Origin of the sequence: Luteibacter anthropi (genome assembly GCF_023699965.1) — a bacterium.
Lineage (GTDB): Bacteria > Pseudomonadota > Gammaproteobacteria > Xanthomonadales > Rhodanobacteraceae > Luteibacter > Luteibacter anthropi.
This window is the reverse complement of sequence record NZ_CP077072.1, coordinates 3036677-3055919: the sequence shown is the minus strand read 5'-3', so window position 1 is coordinate 3055919 and position 19243 is coordinate 3036677. Positions and strand designations below refer to the sequence as shown.

Here is a 19243-nt window from a genome sequence, read left to right as displayed (position 1 = left end):
GCATCCCCATCAGTAGCCGCTGCTCGTCGACAACGCCTGGCACGTTGCGTCGTGCTCCGGATGCGTACTGGCCTCACACGCCGACCGCGTGGCCTGAAGGCTCTCCTTCACAGCGGGGCTACGGCCTGGCGACCTGTAGGGAAGCTCCGCATTCCCAGGAGCATGCCAGGCAGGATGGCTGGGCTCGATGACAGGCGAAGGCGCGTTCAATGCAGAAGGGGCTTCCCACGGCGTACCGGGTGTCTGCAAGTCCCGCTGCTTCACGAGTTTTCCGTACTCGTGTTTCTGATCGGGGCTGGCCCGCTGGATCATGTCGTTGAGTCGCCGGGTTTCCTGTCCCGTATTCTTCATGCGCTTCAGGTCACGGTCGACGATCTTGCTCGCCTCCTCCTGCTGCTGGGGCGAATGCTCCGCGTGTGCCACGCAAGCTGCGAGGAGCGCAAATACCATGATCCAACGTCGCATGACCGAAATCCCTGGCTATCCTGTGAATGAGCTTACCTCGCGAATCCGGGAGCGTATTACCCCATCCGTGACGTCATTCAGACAATGCTTAGCCTTCCCATCGCCCCCCTATGCCATGCGCTACTTGTAGGGGATCACCTACAGACTGCGTCCAGACCAGCTGTAATATTCGAAACGAACCGCAGATCCTTCACACCATGCAGTCAGGGAGAAGACGTATGAAGTTCATTTTTCTGGCCATTGTCGGCGCCATGATTCCGTGGGCCGCCCAGGCCCTTCCCGACGCATCGAACCGTAGCGATGCGTACCCGAAAGCCTTTTCGTTCAATGGCATCCCCGCTCCGGACACACTGTTTCACCAGCAGATCCCCCTGCTGAAGAAACAGGCCTCCACGGGCACGGCCGACGCATCGGCCAAAGCAGCTTCGCTCTATGAAGGACTCCGCAAATGCCGCGACCTCAGGGAGCAATCTCCGGGCGGGGAGGCAGATGCCTACTGCAAGGGAGTGACCCAGGCAGACCTCGACTCGGCGTTCTCCTGGCTCACTACTGCCGCCGAAGGCGGATTACCCGAAGCCACGTACGTCTACGCGACCTCCGCAATGGATGAGGAGAAACGTCTTCTTGGCACAAGGGCAAGCACCTCAATCAAGTATGAGGTGGTTGGCAAATCCAGGAACTATCTGGAGACCCTGGCTCAATCATGCAATGTCGATGCACTTCGCACGCTTTACGACCAACGCCTGAAGGGCGGCTCGCTTTATGAGAAAGACGCCGCCAAGGCATACGCTTTCCAGACCGAGCTCGCTACCCTCAAGCCGGCACTGATTGCGAAACCGGAACGCGACAGTCTTGCGAGTCAACTGACACCGGAGCAGACATCGGCAGCGGAGGCTGAGGTTGCCACCTACCTGTCCAGCCGCTGCCGCTGAATCCGGGCGGCGAAATCGGGGGCGTGCGATGCTGGCGCCCCTACGGCCTGCGTGAAGGAGTCTTCCGTGAAAATCGTTATTCCCTGGATGATGTTCGCCCTTATCGTGGCCTCATCTGCGGCCACCGCCCAGTCGGGTGGGTGCGATGCCAAGCGGCAAGTGATCGAGGGCGAAATCACGTATGCCCGGGCGCATGCGAATCCGGCGCGCGCGCAAGGGCTGCAAAGAGCGCTGGCAGAGGTGGAGGCTCATTGCACCGACGAGTCACTTCGTAGTGATGCGGCTAAAAAGATATCCAAGGCGCAGGACAAACTGGCCAAAAAGCAGCTTGATCTTAAAGAAGCCCGGGATCAGGGCAAGAGCCCTGCGAAGATCGCCGAGCGACAGCGCAAAGTCGATAATGCGCATGCAGAACTCGAACAGGCAATCATGGATGCGAAGTAAATAGCCTGCGCAGTTCGATCACGCTGGACAATTGATACCGAGGCTTGTGATCTTCGAGACTTTGTTCCACGTCTTGTTTCCCTGGACCGTCAGCCCCGGGGTGAAATCCTCTTCGATTCGCGTGCAGTTCCCCAGACCATCTTTCTCGATGCGGGTGGTCGGATAACCGGCCGGCTTCGTCTCCTGAACCACGATGCCAGGCCCCGTGGAAACAACATGCCCCTTGGGCTGACTTGCGCAGCCCGCGACTACGCACGCGAGTACGGCGAATACTGCACCAAGTTTCGATCCGTTCATGCGTATCTCCTCGTGAGTAACGCCCTTTGAGTAGCGGTGATGAGCGAACTTTACTCACACGCTTACTCACATGCCTGGCTGGATGCCCTTGGACATCACAGGACGCCTGGGCACAAAAAAACCAGCGTTTCCGCTGGTTTAGTTGCGTCTCATGGACTCGTATGGACGCCCCTGGACTGGTCTTTGGTGCCGGAAATAGGAATCGAACCTACGACCTCATCATTACGAATGACGCGCTCTACCAACTGAGCTATTCCGGCGAGAGGCAGAATTGTAGGTAACCCGAAGCCGGGACGCAAGCCTTAGCTTGCCAGTCGCAGTTCCTTCGGCAGGGCGAAGGTGATGTTCTCGGCTTCGCCGTCCAGTTCGCGCACGCTGCCGGCGCCCCACGACTGGAGGCGGGCGATGACCTCGCGCACGAGCTTCTCGGGGGCCGAGGCGCCGGCGGTGACGCCGATGCGGGTCTTGCCGTCGATCCAGGCCTTTTCGATATGCTCGGCGCCATCGATCAGGTAGGAGGTGACGCCCTGCTTTTCGGCGAGCTCACGCAGGCGGTTGGAGTTGGAGCTGTTGACCGAGCCCACGACCAGCACGAGATCTACCGCGTCGGCGAGACGGCGCACGGCGTCCTGGCGGTTTTGCGTGGCGTAGCAGATGTCGTCCTTGCGCGGGCCTTCGATGGCGGTGAACTTTTCGCGCAGGGCCTTGATGATGGCAATGGTGTCGTCGACCGATAGCGTGGTCTGGGTGACGAAGGCGAGTTTGTCGGGCTGGCCCGGTTCCAGACGAAGGACATCGTCGACCGATTCGACCAGGTAGATCGTGCCGGGGTTGACCGGATTCCACTGCCCCATGGTGCCTTCGACCTCCGGATGACCTGCGTGGCCGATCAGGATCACGTCGTAGCCTGCACGCCCCAGGCGGGCGACCTCCATGTGGACCTTGGTCACCAGGGGGCACGTCGCGTCGAACACCTTCAGGCCACGGCGGTCGGCTTCCTCGCGCACGGCCTTGGGCACGCCATGGGCGCTGAAGATCACCGTGGAGTTGTCCGGTACTTCGTCCAGCTCCTCGACGAAGATCGCACCGTCGGCGCGCAGGCGCTCGACGACGTAGCGGTTATGGACGACTTCGTGACGAACGTAGATCGGCGCGCCGTAGGATTCGAGCGCGCGCTCGACGATGGCGATGGCGCGGTCGACGCCGGCGCAGAAGCCGCGGGGATTGGCGAGGAGGATATCCAAAGGGGTGCCTCGTGGCGGCCAGGGCCGCTGGTGGATTGCCTGCGCATTATCGCATGGCTGGCTCAGCAGGTGCCGGGCGAGGGTTCCTGCCGGGAAAATCGCCGATGCGATGCTGGCTTGCGTAGGAGCGCGCCTTGCGCGCGACCGGGGCGGAGCCGTGTGTCGAAAGGCTCCGCCCCGGTCGCGCGCAAGGCGCGCTCCTACAGGGAGGCTCAGGGCTTTTTCTGGGAGCCGGAGAAGATGCTGAACACGATCAGTGCCACGGCGCCCACGCTGATGGCCGAATCGGCCACGTTGAACACCGGAAACGGATAGCTGCCCAGGAAAACCTGGATGAAGTCCGTGACCTTGGCCGCGTGCAGGCGATCGATCAGGTTGCCCAGGGCGCCGCCGACGATCAGGGCCAGCGGCAGGGCCGTGCGCCAGTCGTTGCGCGCGGTACGCGACAGCCACACGCTCAGCGTGGCGCTGATGCCCACGGCCAGCAGGGCGAAGAACCAGCGCTGCCAGCCAGCGCTGTCCGCCAGGAAGCTGAAGGCGGCGCCCGTGTTGAAGGTGAGCGTCCAGTTGAGGATGCCCGGAATCACCGGATGCGGTGTCTCGGCGGGCTGAAGGGCCGACAGGGCCCACCATTTGGTCAGCTGGTCGAGCACGATCATGGCCGCGGCGAGCCACAGCCAGGACAGGGCATTGGGTTTGGGACGTAGGGTCATTCGGTCAGCCATGGGTTACGGGAGCGACCCGCGCCATCCGGTGGCGCGGGTATGGGGGACGACGCCGGATCAGAACCAGCGACGGTCCTCGCCCTGCCCCGCCACGTTCTCGACGCAACGGCCACAGAGTTCCGGATGAGCGGGATCCGCGCCGACGTCGGGACGATGGTGCCAGCAGCGGACGCACTTGGTGTCGTCGTTGACGCTGGCCGACACGTAGACCTCGCCGAGTTCGGTTTCCACCTTCTCCGCCGACTCCGGACGACCATCGACCGGTGCAAGGATCACATCCGAGGTGATGAAGAAGAAGCGAAGCTCCCCAGCTGATTCAGCCAGGGCCGACTGCACGGCCTTGTCGGCATGGATCGTCAGTGTCGCATCGAGCGAGGCGCCGATCTGGCCGGCCTTGCGCATGCTCTCGAGCACGCGCGAGGCCGTGTCGCGGATGGCGATCAGGTTCGACCACCAGCCGCGCTGGTCGCCATCCTGACGTACATCCAGGCCCTCGTAGAAGGTGTTGAACAGCACCGATTCGTCACGCGAGCCGGGCAGGCTCTGCCAGATTTCTTCGGCGGTGAAGCTCAGGATCGGCGCGATCCAGCGCACCATGGCCTCGACGATGCGGTACATCGCGCTCTGTGCGCTGCGACGACCCTTGCTGTCGGTCGGCATCGTGTAGAGGCGATCCTTGGTGACGTCGAGGTACAACGCACCCAGTTCGTTGGTGCAGAAGTTCTGTACGCGCTGGACGATCTCGGGGAAGTCGTAACGCTCGTATGCCGCCACGATGGCCGCCTGCGTGTCAGCCGCCTGCTGCACCGCCCAGCGGTCCAGGTCGAGACAGGCCTCGGTGGCGAGCAGGTGCTTGTCGGGGTCAAAGCCGTCGAGGTTGCCCAGCAGGAAGCGCGCCGTGTTGCGGATGCGGCGATACGTATCCGACACGCGCTTCAGGATTTCGTCGGACAGCGACATCTCGTTGCGGTAGTCGGTGGAGCAGATCCACAGGCGCAGGATGTCCGCACCCAGGGTCTTCATGATGTCCTGCGGCTCGATGCCGTTGCCCAGCGACTTGGACATCTTGCGGCCCTGCGCGTCCACGGTGAAGCCGTGGGTAAGCACATGATCGTAAGGCGCGCGACCGTGGATGGCCGCCGAAGTGAGCAGCGACGACTGGAACCAGCCGCGATGCTGGTCGGAACCTTCGAGGTACATCACCTTGTATTCGGAGGCGCCGTTGGCCTGCAGTTCCGGACGTGCGCCGATCACCGCATGGTGGCTCACGCCGGAGTCGAACCACACGTCGAGGACGTCGGTCACCTTCTCGTACTTGTCGGCGTCATCGCCGAGCAGTTCGCGTGCGTCAAGGGTGAACCACGCATCGATGCCCTCGCTCTCCACGTGCCTGGCGACCTTCTCCATCAGCGCAACGGAATCCGGATGCGGCTCATGCGTGTTCTTGTCGATGAACAGCGTGATGGGTACGCCCCAGGTGCGCTGGCGCGAGATGCACCAGTCGGGACGGCCGTCGATCATGCCGGCGATGCGCTCTTCGCCCCAGCCCGGCACCCAGCGCACGCTCTTGATCGAGGTGAGCGCCGTGCGACGCAGGCTGGCTTCTTCCATGCTGATGAACCACTGTGGCGTGGCGCGGTAGATCACCGGGGTCTTGTGGCGCCAGCAGTTCGGATAGCTATGGGTGAGCTTGGCTGCCGCCAGCAGCACGCCGCGCGGACGCAGAAGGTCGACGATGACGTCGTTGGCCTTCCAGATGTGCTGGCCGGCCAGCGCTACATCGCCTGCCAGCGGAACGTCGCTGCGATACACGCCGCGACCGTCCACGTAGTTGAGCGTGCCGATGCCGTAGTTGAGGCCCACGGCGAAGTCTTCCGCGCCATGATCGGGTGCGGTATGCACGGCACCGGTACCGTCTTCGGCCGACACGTGGTCACCGAGGATTGCCGGCACCTTGCGGTCGTAGAACGGATGCTGGAGCAGCTTGTTTTCAAGCACGGCGCCCTGCACGCGACCGAGTTCGGTCACTTCTTCCACGCCATAACGGGCGAGTGCCTTGCCGGCGAGCGCCGAGGCCAGCACCAGCAGCACACGCCTGCCGTCACGCGCCGGGCCTTCGACCAGCGAGTATTCGATTTCGCCACCGAGTGACACTGCCTGGCTGGACGGCAGCGTCCACGGCGTGGTGGTCCAGATGGGGATCGCAACGATGGCGTCGCCCACATCCACACCGAACTCGGCGCCGATTTCCTTCGGATGGATTGCGTCGTAGGCAACGTCGACCGCGGGCGAGGTCTTCTCGCCGTATTCGATTTCCGCCTCGGCCAGCGCCGAGCCGCAGTCGAAGCACCAGTACACGGGCTTGGCGCCGCGCACCACGTGGCCGTTGTCCACGATGCGCGCCAGTGCGCGGATCATGTCGGCTTCATAGGTGAAATCGAGGGTGCGGTAGGGTTTTTCCCAATCACCCAGCACGCCCAGGCGCTTGAAGTCGCCGCGCTGCAGGTCGATCTGGGCCAGCGCGTACTCGCGGCACTTCTGGCGGAAGGCGGCGGCGTCGAGCTTGTCGCCCGCCTTGCCGAACTTCTTCTCGATGGCGATTTCGATGGGCAGGCCGTGGCAATCCCAGCCCGGCACGTAAGGTGCGCGGTAGCCGGCCATCAGCTTCGACTTGACCACGACGTCCTTCAGCACCTTGTTGACCGCATGGCCCAGGTGAATGGCGCCGTTGGCGTACGGGGGGCCGTCGTGCAGCACGAACACCTTGTCGCGGCCGGCGGTCTTTTCCTGGATCTGCGCATAACGACCGACGCGCTCCCAGGTGGCCAGCCATTCGGGCTCGCGCTTGGGCAGGTCGCCGCGCATGGGGAACGCGGTCTGCGGCAGGTTGATGGTGTTCTTGTAATCCTGGGTCATCGCTGGGAACCGTGGTGGTGTCGGGTCGCGGCCGTCCGGCCGCGTATCACGTCATGCATCGACAAGTATGGGGTTCATCCCAAGGGCCTGTCGGGCGGCGATCTCGTCCTTGCGCATTTGTGCGGTCAAGGCATCGAGGCCGTCGAACTTTTCTTCATCGCGCAGTTTCCGCACGAACTCCACGCCGATGCGCTGGCCGTAGAGGTCGCCGGAGAAATCGAACAGATGGGCTTCAAGCAGCGGTTCGCGCACTTCGTTTACGGTAGGCCGGAAACCGAGGCTTGCCACGCCGGGCCAGCTGCACGGGCCGTCACCCACCCCGATGCGCACCGCGAAAATGCCCTGGATGGGGCTCACGCGCTCGCGCAGGTGGATGTTGGCCGTGGGGTAGCCAAGCGTACGGCCAAGCTGCTGACCATGCTCGACGTGGCCATCGATGACGAAAGGACGACCCAGCAGGGTCGCCGCGTCGGCGAAACGGCTTTCGGCAAGCAGCGTGCGCACCTTCGACGACGAGACCCGCTCGCCATCGACGAGAACGGGAGCCACGGCATGGGCGGTGAAACCCAGTTCGGCACCCATCCGCTGCAAAAGGGCGAAATCGCCGCCGCGCTTGTGACCGAAACGAAAGTCCTCCCCTACCCAGACCTCGCGCGCGGCCATGCGCTGCACGATCACCTTGTGGACGAAGTCTTCGGCGGACATTTCGGTCAGCGCCTGGTCGAAGCGCAACGAGAGCAGTTCGCGGATACCGGCCGCGCCCATGCCCTCAGCCTTCTCGCGGACACCAGACAGACGCGGCACCGGCTCCTTCGAGAAGTAGGCTCGCGGCAACGGCTCGAAGGTGATGACCGCCCCCGCAAGACCTCGCTCGGCCGCGCGCTGGCGCACCTCGGCAAGAATCGCCTGGTGCCCCAGGTGCAGGCCGTCGAAGGCGCCGATCGCCACGACGCTGCCTTCAGGCGCAAGACAGGGCCCGTCGACGTCACGGTGGAGTCGCAGGGTCATACGCGGGCGTCCTGGAATCGATGCGGAATAAAAGCCATCGGGCCAGTATAACGGCCCCATTGCGCCGCACAATGCGAGGCGGACGCCCTCATCGCGCCCGCAGGTCGCGCAGGCGGAAGCCCATGGCGAACAGGGCGGCCACATAGGCGCCGCCACCTGCCCCGACCAGGATGGCAAGACGCCATACCCGCTCCCATTTCTCGACATCGCTCCATTCGGGCCAGACGTGCAGGCCGAGCAAAAGCACGGCCACCATCACGCCACAGGCCACCGCCAGGCGCAGCACATGACGCCCCCAGCCGGGCTGGCGGGTATATACACCGGCCTTGCCCAGCCAGCGCCACAGCAGCACGAGATTCAGGTAGCTGGCCAGCGCACTGGCCATGCCCAGCGCCATGTGCAGACCCGGAATGGTGGAGATCGCCTCGAACCACGAACCGGCCTTCTGCGCCGGCGTGGCCCACAGGAAGAACAGCAGGGCCAGGAAGATCACGTTGAACACCATGTTCGACACCAGCGACGCCACGCCGGCACGCACCGGTGTACGGGTGTCCTTGCGGGCGTAGAACGCCGGCAGCACGACCTTCACCAGGGCGAATGCAGGCAAGCCGAAGCTGAGCGCCGAGATCGACATGGAGGCCATGCGCGTGTCGAAGGCGGTGAACCGACCATGCTGGAAAATGGTCGCCACCAGCGGCACGGAGAGGATCATCAGGGCGAACATCGCCGGCACCGCAATGAGCAGGGTTGTGCGCAGGCCCCAGTCGAGCGCCCGGGAGAAGCCGTCCTTGTCGGTCGCCACGTGGTGGCGGGACAAGGAGGGCAGGATCACGGTACCCAGGGCCACGCCGAACACGCCCAGCGGCAGTTCCAGGAAACGGTCGGCCTGCGACAGCCAGCTCTGCGAACCGGCCACCAGCAGCGAGGCGATCACCGTGTCCAGCAGCAGGTTGATCTGGGCTACCGAGGAACCGAACAGGGTCGGCACCATCAGGCTCATGATCCGGCGCACGTCCGGCGACTGCCAGCCCCAGCGAGGCAGGGCCAGCAGGTCGAGCTGGCGCAGGGCCGGCAACTGAAAGGCGAGCTGGAGGACGCCCGCCACGAGGATGGCCCAGCCCATCGCCATGATCGGCGTGTGCAGCTTCGGCGCCAGCCACAGCGCGCCGCCGATCATGCACAGGTTGAGGATCACCGGTGTCAGCGCCGGCAATCCGAAGCGATGGAAGCTGTTCAGCGCGCCACCGCAGAGGGCGGTCAGGGAGACGAACAGCAGAAAGGGAAAGGTCAGGCGCAGCAGGTCGATGGTGAGGCCGAACTTCTCCGGGGTCTCCACCGCACCGGGCGAAAAGAGCGCCGTGACCTGCGGGGCAAAGATCACACCCAGCGCCACCACCACCAGCAGCACGCCACCGAGCGTGCCTGACGTCTGCGACATCAGCCGCTTCAGGTCGTCGTGGGGACGGGTCTCCTTCACCTCCGTGAACACCGGCACGAACGCCGTGGAGAACGAACCCTCGGCGAACAGGCGGCGCATGAAGTTGGGAATGCGGAAGGCCACCCAGAACGCGTCGGTGGCGGCATTGGCGCCGAACGAAGCATTGATGGCCATGTCGCGGACGAGGCCGAGCACACGGGAGACCATGGTCATGCCGCTGAAGGACAGCATGCCGCGTAAAAGGCTGGGGGTTTTCATCCGTGCAACGGTTACCTGATGGGGCCGGTCGGGACGACCAGACAGGCCGTCGCAAACCCCTAGTTTGACAGCGGCGGCCGGGCGGGGGACAGTCTGCAGTCTGGAAATTCACGGACAGGCGGAGCCTTTCCGCCCCAGCCCTTCCCGTGAGGGGCTAACCTATTGACGCGCCCCATTTTTGATCGCACAATGGGTGTCTTTTTTATAACCAACCGAACTCTGGAGCTTTACCTTGGCCAACATCAAGTCCGCGAAGAAGCGTGCGCGTCAGTCGGAGCAGCGCCGTCTGCGCAACGTCAGCGCGCGTTCCATGGTGCGTTCCGCACTGAAGAAGGTCGTCAAGGCGATCGACGCCAAGGATAAGGCCGCCGCTGCTTCGGCCTACGCCGTCGCCGTGCCGGTCATGGACCGCTACGCCGCCCGCGGCCTGATCCACAAGAACAAGGCCGCTCGTCACAAGAGCCGCCTGAACGCGAAGATCCGCGACCTGGCTTAATCGCCTGCGCGACATCGCTATAGCAAAAAAGCCGGCGCAAGCCGGCTTTTTTGTTGCCTGAATCTGTAGGAGCGCGCCTTGCGCGCGACCGGGCAGGCGACACCCCTGATCCAGGGCGCCATATTCCAACCGGTCGCGCGCAAGGCGCGCTCCTACAGGGGTTTTGGATTTATTCGCCGCGCATGCGCACGTCGTCGGCCGCTTCGGTGCGTTCGCGGCGGGCGGCGTACTCGGCGTCGAAGAACTGCTGCACCTTGAGGCAGACATCCCAGGTGCCGGCCTGACTGGCCGCAGAGACGAGAAACCAGGGGCCCTTCCACTCCAGGCGGGCCACGATATCGTTGGCCACCGCGTGCAATTCCTCCTCATCGGAGAACACGTCGGACTTGTTGATGACCAGCCAGCGCGGGCGCTCGACCAGCTCGGCGTCGAACTGCTGAAGCTCGCTCTCGATGGTGCGCACCTGCTCGACCGGGTCGGAACCGTCGATCGGCTGGATATCCACCACATGCAGCAGCAGGCTCGTGCGCGACACATGGCGTAGGAACTGAATACCCAGGCCGGCGCCATCGGCCGCACCCTCGATGATCCCGGGGATATCGGCAATCACGAAACTCTGGTCGGTGCCGATACGCACCACACCCAGGTTCGGGTGCAGCGTGGTGAAGGGGTAATCAGCCACGCGCGGCGTCGCTGCCGACACGGCGCGGATGAAGGTGCTCTTGCCGGCATTCGGGAAGCCCAGCAGACCGACATCGGCCAGCAGGCGCAGCTCGAACTTGAGGTCGCGCACCTCGCCCGGCGTACCCGGCGTGGACTTGCGCGGAGCACGATTGACCGAGCTCTTGAAATGGATGTTGCCAAGGCCGCCACGACCACCCTCGGCCACCTTGAGGCGCTGGCCATGGGCCGTGAGATCGCCAATCACCTCGTCGGTATCGACATTGGTGACCACGGTGCCGACCGGCACGCGGATCTGGATGTCCTCGCCACCCTTGCCGTACATCTGGCTACCCATGCCGCCCTGCCCGCGCTTTGCCTTGAAGGAGCGCTGGTGCCGGAAATCGATCAGGGTATTGATGCCTTCGTCGGCGATCAGCCAGACGGAACCACCGTCGCCGCCGTCGCCACCGTCAGGGCCGCCAAAGGGGATGAACTTCTCACGACGGAAGCTTACGCAGCCGTTACCGCCGTCACCGGCATGGACTCGAATCTGGGCTTCGTCGACGAATTTCATGGGGCAACCTACTGAAAGCGCCGACAGGGTCGGCAGGATGGAAGGGCCTTACAAACGAAAAGCCCCGCCATGGGCGGGGCCTTCGCTATCGCATCGTGGAGGCTTACGCCTGGACGACGTCGACGAACTTGCGGCCCTTGTCGCCGCGGGTCTTGAACGACACAGTGCCGTCGACCAGCGCGAACAGGGTGTGGTCGCGGCCGAGGCCGACGCCCACGCCGGCGTGGAACTTGGTGCCACGCTGACGAACGATGATGTTACCGGCTTCGACAGCCTGACCGCCGTAGATCTTCACGCCGAGGTATTTCGGGTTCGAATCGCGACCGTTGCGGCTGGAACCTACGCCTTTTTTATGTGCCATGACTCATATCCTCCGGCGACTCAGGCGTTGATGCCCGTGATCTCGATTTCGGTGTAATGCTGACGATGTCCCTGCGTACGCTTGTAGTGCTTACGACGACGGAACTTGACGATGCGGATCTTATCGGCGCGGCCGTGTGCGCGGACCTTCGCGCTGACGGTGGCACCGGCGACCAGCGGGGCGCCAACGGTGATCGACTCACCTTCGCCGACGAGGAGGACCTGGTCGAACGTAATGGTGGCGTCGACATCGGCGGGGAGCAGCTCGACGCGCAGGACTTCGCCCTGCATCACACGATACTGCTTGCCACCGGTCTTGATGACTGCGTAGCTCATGGTTGTTTCCTGGTTTCTGTAGTTCTTCTTGGGGTGTTGCAGGTGTTACGAACCGCGAATTATAGCGGCAGGGAAAAGGCAAGGTCAATCAGGTGGTTAAGTCGCGGAGGCGGGAGCGGCAAAACGGGCCGCTCCAGGAAAAAGCTTTACGAATCAATATGTAGGAGCGCTCCTTGCGCGCGACCCGGGTCAGGGCGCACGCAAACATGAACGCCACCGCCATCCCGGTCGCGCGCAAGGCGCGCTCCTACAGGGCTCCTATTATTTCTTGGGGGCCGGGGCCGGATTCGTGGCGGCGCCGGTGGCCGGGCACTGGCCCTGGGCGTTCAGGGTGCCCTGGCTCTGCAGCTGGGCGATCATCTGCTGGCCGCGCTCCTGGCCCCAGGCCTTGCCGATCTGCATGCCCTCGGCCATGGTCGCAGGCATCTCGCGGATCACCTTCTGGCCGGTCGGGGTGGAATAGAACTTCAGAAGCTCATCGATTTCCTTGTCGGTGAAGTGCTTCTGGTAGACCGGCACCATGCGGCCGATCAGCTGGTTGGTGGCATTGGCATCCACGAAGCCCTGCCAGTAGCTGGCGGGCACGCAGGGCAGCGCGTTCTGCATCACGCCGGCCATCTGGCTGTTCATCTGGCTCAGCATGCGGCCCATGCCGACCACGTCCATCAGCTTTCTCACCTGCTGCTCGCTGGGCTGGGCCGCCATGGCCTGCCCCGCCGTACACACCGCCAGCACGAGGCCGGTCGCGATCCCTGTCCACTTGCGCATGGTCTGTCCTCTTCGGATGGGTGGTACCCCTCCCGGGGCGGCCCATGGTAGCCGGGCCGCCATGGAAGGGGGTAATCCGGACAGAACCGCATCGGCCGCAAAAGGTTTGTGAGGAATCGTCACATATCTGCCACGGATGCGGGCTGGACACCCTTGGTATAGTCCTCGTTTTCCCCCATCTACGTCGGCACATGGACAGCATTCGCATCCGCGGCGCCCGCACGCACAATCTCAAGAACATCGACCTCGACCTGCCCCGCGACAAGCTCATTGTCATCACGGGGCTGTCCGGGTCCGGCAAATCGTCGCTGGCTTTCGACACCATCTATGCCGAAGGCCAGCGTCGCTACGTCGAGTCCCTGTCCGCTTATGCGCGACAGTTCCTCTCGATGATGGAAAAGCCGGACGTGGACACGATCGAAGGCCTCTCCCCGGCCATCTCGATCGAGCAGAAGTCGACCTCCCACAACCCACGCTCCACCGTCGGTACGATCACCGAGGTGTACGACTACCTGCGCCTGCTCTACGCGCGTGTCGGCACGCCGCGCTGCCCGACGCACGGCATTCCGCTGGAAGCCCAGACGGTCAGCCAGATGGTGGACACGGCCCTGGCCCTGGATGCCGACAAGCGCTGGATGCTCCTGGCGCCCGTGATCCGCGAGCGCAAGGGTGAGCACGTGCAGGTGTTCGAACAGCTGCGCGCGCAGGGTTTCGTGCGCGCCCGCGTGGACGGCGAGGTGTACGACCTCGACGCCGTGCCGCCGCTCACCCTGCGCCAGAAGCACACCATCGAGGCGGTGATCGACCGCTTCCGTCCGCGCGAGGACATCAAGCAGCGCCTGGCCGAATCGTTCGAGACCGCCCTGCGCCTCGGCGACGGCATCGTGATCCTGGTGGACATGGACGATGCCAAGGCGCCGGAACAGCTGTTCTCGTCGCGCTACTCCTGCCCGCTATGCGACTACTCGCTGCCGGAACTGGAACCGCGCCTGTTCTCGTTCAACTCGCCCGTGGGCGCCTGCCCCACCTGCGACGGCCTGGGTGTCACCCAGGTGTTCGACCCGGCCCGTGTGGTGAACCATCCGGAGCTGAGCCTGGCCGGCGGCGCGATCCGTGGCTGGGATCGCCGCAATGCCTACTACTACCAGATGATCGTTTCGCTGGCGAAGTACTACGGCTTCGATCCGGAAACGCCCTGGCGGCAGTTGCCGAAGTCGGTGCAGAACGCCGTACTCAACGGCTCGGGCAAGGACGTGATCCCCTTCCGCTACGTCACCGAACGTGGCGGCAAGGTCACTCGTGAGCACAAGTTCGAAGGCATCCTGCCCAACCTCGAACGCCGCTACCGCGAAACCGAATCGGTGGCGGTGCGCGAGGAACTGAGCCGCTATATCGCCGACCATCCGTGCCCGGATTGCGGCGGCCAGCGCCTGAATCCGTCGGCGCGCAACGTCTTCGTGGCAGATAAGGCCATCCCCGAGATCACCTCGCAGGCCATCGAATCGGCGCTGGAGTTCTTCGCCAGGCTCAAGCTGCCCGGCTGGCGCGGCGAGATCGCGGTGAAGATCGTCAAGGAAATCCGCGAGCGGCTCACCTTCCTCAACGACGTGGGCCTTAACTACCTCACGCTAGACCGCCAGGCCGATTCGCTGTCGGGTGGCGAAGCGCAGCGCATCCGCCTGGCCAGCCAGATCGGCGCCGGCCTCGTGGGCGTGATGTACGTGCTGGACGAGCCGTCCATCGGCCTGCACCAGCGCGACAACGAACGCCTTCTCGGTACCCTCACCCGCCTGCGCGACCTCGGCAACACCGTGATCGTGGTGGAGCATGATGAAGACGCCATCCGCGCCGCAGACCACATCCTCGACATCGGCCCGGGTGCCGGCGTGCATGGTGGCGACATCGTCGCCGAGGGCACGCTGGAGCAGGTGATGAAATCGCCGCGTTCCGTCACCGCCAAGTACCTCAGCGGCGAACGTGGCATCGAGGTGCCGAAGAAGCGTCGCGAAGCACGTGACGGCCAGTGGATCGAACTCAAGGGCGCCAGCGGCAACAACCTGAAGGACGTCGACGTGCGCCTGCCCGTCGGCACCTTCACCTGTGTCACGGGTGTGTCCGGCTCCGGCAAGTCCACGCTGATCAACGACACCTTTTTCCGTATTGCGGCGATGGAACTCAACGGCGCCAGCGAGCAGCCGGCACCGTACGAATCCATCGAAGGACTGAACCTGTTCGACAAGGTGGTGGACATCGACCAGTCCCCCATCGGCCGCACGCCGCGCTCGAACCCGGCTACCTATACCGGCCTGTTCACGCCGTTGCGTGACCTGTATTCGCAGGTGCCCGAGGCACGCTCGCGCGGCTATACGCCGGGCCGCTTCAGCTTCAACGTGCGTGGCGGACGCTGCGAGGCGTGCGAAGGCGACGGCATGATCAAGGTGGAGATGCACTTCCTGCCGGACGTGTATGTGCCCTGTGACGTCTGCCATGGCAAGCGCTACAACCGCGAAACGCTGGAAGTGCTCTACAAGGGTCACACCATCGCCGACGTGCTCGACATGACGGTGGAAGACGCCTTCAAGCTGTTCGAGAATGTACCGGTGATTGCACGCAAGCTGGAAACGCTGCGTGCGGTCGGCCTCGATTACATCAAGCTCGGCCAGAGCGCCACGACGCTGTCCGGCGGTGAAGCCCAGCGCGTGAAGCTGTCGAAGGAGCTGTCCAAGCGCGACACGGGCAGCACGCTGTATATCCTCGACGAGCCCACCACCGGCCTGCATTTCCACGACATCGAGCAATTGCTCGACGTGCTGCACAAGCTCGTGGAGCACGGCAACACCGTGGTGGTGATCGAGCACAACCTCGACGTCATCAAGACAGCCGACTGGCTGGTCGACCTTGGTCCCGAGGGCGGTGCGGGCGGCGGACGCATCCTGGTCAGCGGCACGCCGGAAACAGTGGCCGCCACGAAGGCATCGCATACCGGGCGCTTCCTGCTGCCGCACCTGAAGCCGGCAAAGCCGGCAGCCACGGCGGCTACCGCAAAATCGACTACTACCAAGTCAGCCGCTGCGAAGCCTGCTGCCGCGAAACCTGCTGTCGCCAGGAAAGCGACAACCAAGGCTGCCCCGCCGGTAAAAACCGCCAAGACCGCGAAGAAGAAAAAGACCGCATGAGCCACGACACCGCGACCACGCCCAAGCCGCTGTTCATCGCTCCGATGGACGTCCGCTGGCAGGACCTCGACGCCTACAACCACGTCAACAATTCGAACTACCTGGTGTACCTCCAGGAAGCCCGTCTGCAATGGTTGAAGGACCTTCCCGGCAACTGGTACAGCCCGGAGGCTGCACCGGTGATGGCGCACAGCGAGATCAACTACCGCCTGCCGATCGAGTGGCCGGCCAATATCGAGATCGAGCTGTACCTCAACCGCCTGGGTACCAGCTCGATGACCATCGGCCACCGCATCATGGATGCCGACGACGCCACCCGCATCCATGCAGACGGCAGCGTCACCATGGTGTGGATCGACACGAAGACCGGCCGCCCGGTCCCCGTGCCGCAGGCCGTCAAGGACGCGATTCCCGCCTGATTTCGTGTAGGAGCGCGCCTGCGCGCGACCGGGGGGTGCGATGGCTCTAAGCCTTGTCGTCACCCCGGTCGCGCGCAGGCGCGCTCCTACAGTGTTCATCTCTCCTCGGTATGATCCCCGGACGGGCATCCATGGAGAGAGAGAAACATGCTGCGTCGTCCCCTCACCCTTGCGGTCGCCCTTGCGGTCGCCTTCCCCGCTTTCGCCGCCGACGAGCGCACCGCGCTCACCCTGTACCGCGCCGACAGCGACCAGTTGTTCGCCACCAATGGTGATGCCGTATCGGGCGACGGCTATGCCGTGGTCCACGAACGCCGCTCGTTCAACCTCACCGGTGGCACCCAGGACCTTTCCATCGGCGGCCTGCCTTCCGCCCTCGACAGCGAGGCGCTGAGCCTGCGCTTTCCCGGCAAGGGCACGCGCGTCGTCTCGCAGCGCCTGCTGCTAGGACAGGGCTTCGACGCCGCCGTGAACAGCCTCGTCGGCCACGACATCACGGTCATCGGCAGCGCCGGCCAGCCCATCGCCAGCGGCAAGCTGGTGCAGGGAGGCAACGCTCTCGTGGTGCGCGATCCCAGCAACGGCACCAGCGTGGTCAAGGAATACTCGGCCCTGCGCGTCACCGACGCGGCCGATATCGCCCGCGGCTCGACCCTGCAGGTGCGCGTCACCGGCGGCTCGTCCGGCAATACGGCTGCCCAGCTCGATTACCCGACCTCCGGCCTCGGCTGGCGCGGCGCGTATGTCGCGACACTGGCAGCGGGCAACAGCTGCCGGATGAACTTCGATGCCTCGGCGAGCATCGCCAATCGCAGCGGCCGCGACTGGAAGGACGTCTCGCTCAAGCTCATCGCCGGCGATGCCAATCGCGCCAAGTCCGGCCCGCAGCCGAAAATGTTCATGGCCCGCGGCGTACCCGCGCCTGCGATGGCAGCGATGGCGGATGCCATGCCCGAGCAGGCCACACTGGGCGACCTGCGCACTTACACGCTGCCCGCTGCGGTCGACCTGCCGGACGGCAGCGTCACCCAGACGCCGCTCTATGACAGCCGCACGATCGATTGCGAACTGCAGGCGGTATACGACGCCAACAGGGGCTTCGGCTACATGCCGCCGCGTCCGCAGATGGAACGCAACCTGGATGCGCCCAGCAATGCGCCCGTCGTCTCGCAGGTAAGCTTCAAGGCCTTCGACAGCCTGCCGGCTGGTTACGTTCGCGTGCTCACCGCGGATCGCGATGGCAATGCCGAGCTGCTGGGCGAAGGCCGGATCGACGATACGCCGAAGAACAAGGATGCCACCGTTACGCTGGGCAATGCCTTCGACCTGCGCGTCACGCGCGAGCAGACGACATTCAGCGCCAGCGCGCCGGAGCATCGCATCGATGAGAGCTTCCGCCTGACCTTTACGAATGCCGGCAAGACGAAGCGCGTGGTGACAGTGCACGAGCATCCGAACCGCTGGCGTTCGTGGACGGTCACCTCATCGTCGATCAAGCCGACGAAGACCAGCCCGGAACAGCTGGAGTTCAAGGTGGATGTGCCTGCCGGTGGCACGGCGACGCTCGATTATTCGGTGCGTTATAGCTGGACGGATGCGGATCTGCCCAAGGAGTGACCTGGACGGGCCGGTCGCGCGCAAGGCGCGCTCCTACATGGGGGCGCTGTGGTTCTTGTGCGGGGGCGGCATCCGACGGTCGCGCGCGAGGCGCGCTCCTACAAGGGCTGCGGTGACTTGTAGGAGCGCGCCTTGCGCGCGACCGTGAGGGGTGCAGCGCTCCATAGCCACAGCCGCCATAATCGAAGCATCACCCAACCCATCGGACAGGCCCCATGCTCGATATCCTTCCCCACGACGGTGGCATCCACGAAATCCGCATGGCGCGGCCGCCGGTCAATGCGCTCGACCTCACCCTGGTAAACGCACTGCGCGAGGCGATCGAAGCCGCACCGGCCAACGGCGCTCGCGGTATCGTGCTGTCGGGCACGCAAGGCATGTTCTCCGCCGGTGTCGACGTCCCTTCGCTGCTGCAACGCGACCATGCTGGCGTGGGCGAATTCTGGAACGCCTTCTTCGCACTCTGCGGCGCCATCGCCGCCTCGCCCGTCCCGACCGTAGCGGCGATTACAGGCCATAGCCCGGCCGGTGGTGCCGTGCTCGCACTGTTCGCCGACTACCGCATCATGGCGCACGGCGTGTACAAGATCGGCCTCAACGAAGTACAGGTAGGCATGGCCGTGCCGGAGCCCATCCAGTTCGCCATGCGCCGCCTCGTCGGCACGCATCGCGCCGAACGGCTGCTGGTCGCTGGCGCCATGGTCGATGCGGAGCAGGCACATGCCATCGGCCTCGTCGATGAACTCGCTGCCGTCGAGCAGGTGGTCACACGCGCCGCGCTTTGGCTCGGCGACATGCTGAAGTTGCCGCCCAGGGCCATGCTCGCCACCCGTGCCATCGCGCGCAAGGACCTGGTCGACGTGTGGGGCGACACGAACGGCCTGCTCGATCCGTCATTCATCGATGCGTTTTTCTCGGAGGAAACGCAGGCGGTGATGAAGGCCCTGGTGGCTCGCCTGAAGGCCCGATAGTTCAAACCAGACGGCATCGCTCCTGTAGGAGCGCGCCTTGCGCGCGACCGATACGGAGCGAAACACCGGGATCGATCGCCCACCTGGGACGCTGTCGCGCGCAAGGCGCGCTCCTACAAGGGCAACATAAGGTGTG

At 64.4% G+C, this 19243-nt stretch carries 18 protein-coding genes and 1 tRNA gene; 7 read left to right on the top strand and 12 right to left on the bottom strand.

What is annotated here, in order from left to right; translation table 11 throughout:
* Window positions 1-9: 9 nt before the first annotated feature.
* Window positions 10-465, bottom strand: coding sequence for a hypothetical protein (locus KR767_RS13295; protein WP_250876622.1), 456 nt, complete (start codon window positions 463-465; stop codon window positions 10-12).
* 218 nt (window positions 466-683) lie between these two features.
* On the opposite strand from KR767_RS13295, the gene KR767_RS13290 reads away from it, so the two are divergent.
* On the top strand, window positions 684-1397 hold the full coding sequence (locus KR767_RS13290) for a hypothetical protein (RefSeq protein ID WP_250876621.1): 714 nt from the start codon (window positions 684-686) through the stop codon (window positions 1395-1397).
* 66 nt (window positions 1398-1463) lie between these two features.
* Window positions 1464-1841 (top strand): DUF1090 domain-containing protein, encoded by a 378-nt coding sequence (locus tag KR767_RS13285; RefSeq protein WP_250876620.1) that lies wholly within the window; start codon window positions 1464-1466, stop codon window positions 1839-1841.
* 18 nt (window positions 1842-1859) lie between these two features.
* Here KR767_RS13285 and KR767_RS13280 read toward each other — a convergent pair whose 3' ends face one another.
* From KR767_RS13280 to murJ, 7 genes are all read right to left on the bottom strand, one after another.
* Window positions 1860-2138: a hypothetical protein gene (locus KR767_RS13280; RefSeq protein ID WP_250876619.1), complete on the bottom strand. Its 279-nt coding sequence runs from the start codon at window positions 2136-2138 to the stop codon at window positions 1860-1862.
* A gap of 184 nt (window positions 2139-2322) precedes the next feature.
* Window positions 2323-2398 (bottom strand) — tRNA-Thr (locus tag KR767_RS13275).
* A 42-nt stretch (window positions 2399-2440) separates the two neighbouring features.
* On the bottom strand, window positions 2441-3382 hold the full coding sequence (gene ispH / locus KR767_RS13270; protein ID WP_250876618.1) for a 4-hydroxy-3-methylbut-2-enyl diphosphate reductase: 942 nt from the start codon (window positions 3380-3382) through the stop codon (window positions 2441-2443).
* A 212-nt stretch (window positions 3383-3594) separates the two neighbouring features.
* Window positions 3595-4095 carry a signal peptidase II gene (gene lspA, locus KR767_RS13265; protein ID WP_250876617.1) on the bottom strand — a complete coding sequence of 167 codons (501 nt, stop codon included), beginning with the start codon at window positions 4093-4095 and terminating at the stop codon, window positions 3595-3597.
* A 69-nt stretch (window positions 4096-4164) separates the two neighbouring features.
* Window positions 4165-7023 (bottom strand): isoleucine--tRNA ligase, encoded by a 2859-nt coding sequence (ileS, locus tag KR767_RS13260; RefSeq protein WP_250876616.1) that lies wholly within the window; start codon window positions 7021-7023, stop codon window positions 4165-4167.
* 51 nt (window positions 7024-7074) lie between these two features.
* On the bottom strand, window positions 7075-8031 hold the full coding sequence (locus tag KR767_RS13255) for a bifunctional riboflavin kinase/FAD synthetase (protein ID WP_166949905.1): 957 nt from the start codon (window positions 8029-8031) through the stop codon (window positions 7075-7077).
* Between the two features lie 88 nt (window positions 8032-8119).
* Window positions 8120-9727, bottom strand: coding sequence for a murein biosynthesis integral membrane protein MurJ (gene murJ / locus KR767_RS13250; RefSeq protein WP_166949903.1), 1608 nt, complete (start codon window positions 9725-9727; stop codon window positions 8120-8122).
* A gap of 232 nt (window positions 9728-9959) precedes the next feature.
* On the opposite strand from murJ, the gene rpsT reads away from it, so the two are divergent.
* Window positions 9960-10223, top strand: a complete 264-nt coding sequence (rpsT, locus tag KR767_RS13245) for a 30S ribosomal protein S20 (protein ID WP_090052307.1) — start codon at window positions 9960-9962, stop codon at window positions 10221-10223.
* Between the two features lie 169 nt (window positions 10224-10392).
* Here rpsT and cgtA read toward each other — a convergent pair whose 3' ends face one another.
* From cgtA to KR767_RS13225, 4 genes are all read right to left on the bottom strand, one after another.
* Window positions 10393-11460, bottom strand: coding sequence for an Obg family GTPase CgtA (gene cgtA, locus KR767_RS13240; protein WP_250876615.1), 1068 nt, complete (start codon window positions 11458-11460; stop codon window positions 10393-10395).
* 103 nt (window positions 11461-11563) lie between these two features.
* Window positions 11564-11821, bottom strand: a complete 258-nt coding sequence (gene rpmA / locus KR767_RS13235) for a 50S ribosomal protein L27 (protein WP_072321611.1) — start codon at window positions 11819-11821, stop codon at window positions 11564-11566.
* 20 nt (window positions 11822-11841) lie between these two features.
* On the bottom strand, window positions 11842-12156 hold the full coding sequence (rplU, locus tag KR767_RS13230; protein ID WP_166949899.1) for a 50S ribosomal protein L21: 315 nt from the start codon (window positions 12154-12156) through the stop codon (window positions 11842-11844).
* 261 nt (window positions 12157-12417) lie between these two features.
* On the bottom strand, window positions 12418-12924 hold the full coding sequence (locus KR767_RS13225) for a DUF2059 domain-containing protein (protein ID WP_166949897.1): 507 nt from the start codon (window positions 12922-12924) through the stop codon (window positions 12418-12420).
* A 191-nt stretch (window positions 12925-13115) separates the two neighbouring features.
* Here KR767_RS13225 and uvrA point away from each other — a divergent pair, with 191 nt between their 5' ends.
* From uvrA to KR767_RS13205, 4 genes are all read left to right on the top strand, one after another.
* Complete coding sequence (uvrA, locus tag KR767_RS13220; protein WP_250876614.1) at window positions 13116-16100, top strand: excinuclease ABC subunit UvrA; 2985 nt, start codon at window positions 13116-13118, stop codon at window positions 16098-16100.
* Window positions 16097-16519 (top strand): acyl-CoA thioesterase, encoded by a 423-nt coding sequence (locus tag KR767_RS13215; RefSeq protein WP_250876613.1) that lies wholly within the window; start codon window positions 16097-16099, stop codon window positions 16517-16519. The genes uvrA and KR767_RS13215 overlap by 4 nt, the downstream gene beginning before the upstream one ends.
* Before the next feature lie 147 nt (window positions 16520-16666).
* Window positions 16667-18136: a DUF4139 domain-containing protein gene (locus KR767_RS13210; protein ID WP_250876612.1), complete on the top strand. Its 1470-nt coding sequence runs from the start codon at window positions 16667-16669 to the stop codon at window positions 18134-18136.
* Window positions 18137-18351: 215 nt separating this feature from the next.
* The gene (locus KR767_RS13205; RefSeq protein WP_250876611.1) at window positions 18352-19107 is read left to right on the top strand and encodes an enoyl-CoA hydratase/isomerase family protein; all 756 of its coding nucleotides are present in this window, start codon (window positions 18352-18354) and stop codon (window positions 19105-19107) included.
* Window positions 19108-19243: the final 136 nt, after the last annotated feature.